3 protein-coding genes are annotated in these 2,600 nt (G+C 72.2%); all 3 read left to right on the forward strand.

The features are described from left to right. The coding region (locus VGW35_10175; protein HEV8308023.1) for an extracellular solute-binding protein at positions 1 to 456 on the forward strand (456 nt) is incomplete at its 5' end. 74 nt (positions 457 to 530) lie between these two features. Beyond that, complete coding sequence (locus tag VGW35_10180; GenBank protein ID HEV8308024.1) at positions 531 to 2,099, forward strand: iron ABC transporter permease; 1,569 nt, start codon at positions 531 to 533, stop codon at positions 2,097 to 2,099. Further along, positions 2,099 to 2,600 (forward strand): ABC transporter ATP-binding protein (locus tag VGW35_10185; protein ID HEV8308025.1); only part of this gene is annotated, 502 nt, incomplete at its 3' end. The genes VGW35_10180 and VGW35_10185, both read left to right, overlap by 1 nt.

A 2,600-nucleotide genomic window follows, 5' to 3' on the forward strand; every position in this document is an offset into this window, starting at 1 on the left:
TGGCTTGAGGGACTGATGGCGAACGGCGTCCGCTTCTACGAGGACAACGGCGCCACCACCCGGGCCGTGGCCGCCGGAGAGATCGAGGTCGGGCTGGTGAACCACTACTACAAGTTCGAGGTCGAGGCCGAAGACGGGTCGGTTCCGATCGAGAATCACTATTTCGAGATCGGGGACCCGGGCTCGTTCGTGAACACCGCCGCGGTCGGGATCCTGGCGAGCGCCGAGCACGCCGACGCCGCGCGGAGGTTCGTCGACTACGTCACGGGCGAGGAGGGGCAGAGCTGGGTCGCGACCGAGACCTGGGAGTACCCGGTCGCCCCGGGCCACGAGCCCTCGGTGGACATCCTTGCCATCGGCCGGTTCGTGGGGCCCGAGAGCCAGGTGGACCTGTCCGATCTCGGTCCTGCGTTGCCGGGGGCGCTCCAGCTGCTCGCCGAGGTCGGGATGGTGTGATCTCGAATCCGCGAGTGGTCGAGGCGGGCGTGGGCGCGGCCATGGCCGGCATCCCTTGGCCGAGGCGGCGGCGCGTGCCGGCGGGGCTCGCCGGGGCGGCGCTCCTCGTGTGTGCGCTGGTCGGATTGCCCGTCGCGTACCTGGCGATCCGGGCGGCCGGGGCCTCGGAGGGGAGCTGGGACCTGATCCTTCGGTCCCGGACCGTCTGGCTCGCGCTGCGAACGGTCGGCCTTGCGGCGGCGGTGACGGCGACGGCCGGGGCGATCGGGGTGGCGTTTGCCTGGCTTGCGGTGAGGAGCGACCTTCCGTTCCGCAGGGTATGGGCGGTCCTGTACGCGCTGCCACTCGTCGTGCCGAGCTACGTCGGCGCGTTCGTGCTCCTCGCTGCGCTCGGCCCCAAGGGCCTGGTGCAGGGCTGGTTGGAGCCGCTCGGCGTCGACCGTCTGCCTGACATCGGCGGGTTCCCCGGCGCCTACGTCGCGCTCACCCTGTTCACCTACCCCTACGTGTACCTGGTGTCCGCGGCCGCGATCCGTGGCCTGGACCCCTCCCTCGAGGAGACCGCACGGACCCTGGGGCGTCCGCGAAGCGAGGTGTTCCGGCGCGTCACCCTGCCGCTACTGCGACCGGCGATCGCCTCCGGAGGGCTGCTCGTCGCCCTCTACACGCTGCACGACTTCGGCGCGGTGTCCCTCATGCGGTTCCCGACGTTCACGCAGGCCATCTATCTCCAGTATCGGGCCGCGTTCGACCGGACCCCCGCGGCGATCCTGTCGCTCATGCTCGTCGCGATCGCACTGGCGATCCTGGTCGCCGAGCAGCGCTTCCGGGGCCGTGCCCGCTACTTCCGGACGGGCGCCGGTGCCGCCCGGGAGCTCCCCGCGGTGCCGCTCGGGCGCTGGCGATGGGGAGCCCTGGTGCTGTCGGCGGCGGTCGTCGGGCTCGCACTGGTCCTGCCGGTTGGCGTGCTTCTCTACCTTCTCGTCCGCGGGGCAGGGGCGGGGATCGCATTCAACCTCACGGTGGGCGCCGCGGGGAACTCGGTGCTCATCTCGGCCGCCGGCGCCGTCGCGGCGGCGCTACTCGCCCTGCCGGTCGCGGCCCTTGCCGCGCGCTACCCGGGCCGAGGGGCCAACTCGGTCGAGCGCGTCGCGTACGCCGGGTACGCGCTCCCGGGGCTCGTGGTCGCGCTCGCGTTCGTCTTCTTCGCGGCGAGGTATGCACCGGCCGTGTACCAGTCACTGCCGCTCGTGATCGCGGCGTACGTCGTGCTGTTCCTGCCGCAGGTTGCAGAGCCGCTGAAGTCGGGCCTGCTGCAGCTGAGCCCGCGTGTCGAAGAGGCGGGGCGCACGCTCGGGCGCGGGCCGGGGGCCGTGTTCCGGCGGGTGGTCCTCCCGCTCCTCGCGCGGCCGGCGGCAGCCGGGATGGCCCTGGTATTCCTAACCTCGATGAAGGAGCTCCCGGCGACGTTGCTGCTCCGCCCGACCGGCTTCGAGACGCTCGCGACCAGGATCTGGACGTCTGCATCGGCCGGCCTTTACTCGCGCGCGGCCGTGCCGGCCCTGCTGATCGTGGTGGTTTCCGTCATCCCGCTCTCGGCACTCGCCCGCCGGGTCGGGGTCGAGGAGATCCGGGGGGACTGATGCCGAACCTCGTGCTCCGGTGCGCCGGCCTCGCGAAGCGCTTCGGCGACGTCGTCGCCGTCGATGGCTTCGAGCTCGAGGTGGATGACGGCGAGCTCCTATGCCTGCTCGGGCCGAGCGGCTGTGGCAAGACCACCGCGCTCCGCCTCATCGCCGGTCTGGAGCGGCCCGACGCGGGAGCGGTGGAGGTGGCCGGGCGATTGGTGGCGGGCCCCCGGACCTGGGTGTCGCCCGAGCGGCGTCGCGTCGGCATGGTCTTCCAGGATTGGGCGCTGTTCCCGCACCTCGACGTCCGGGGGAACGTGGCGTTCGGGCTCGACGGCGAGACGCAGGGTCGCGTCGGGGAGCTGCTCGAACTGTCCCGCCTCACAGGGCTCGAGGACCGGATGCCCCACGAGCTCTCCGGTGGGCAGCAACAGCGCGTGGCGCTCGCTCGCGCCCTCGCCCCCTCGCCCGACGTGTTGCTGCTTGACGAGCCGTTCTCCAATCTCGACGCGCAGC

The organism is Candidatus Methylomirabilota bacterium (genome assembly GCA_036005065.1).
Taxonomy (GTDB): Bacteria; Methylomirabilota; Methylomirabilia; order Rokubacteriales; family DASRDR01; genus DASYQW01.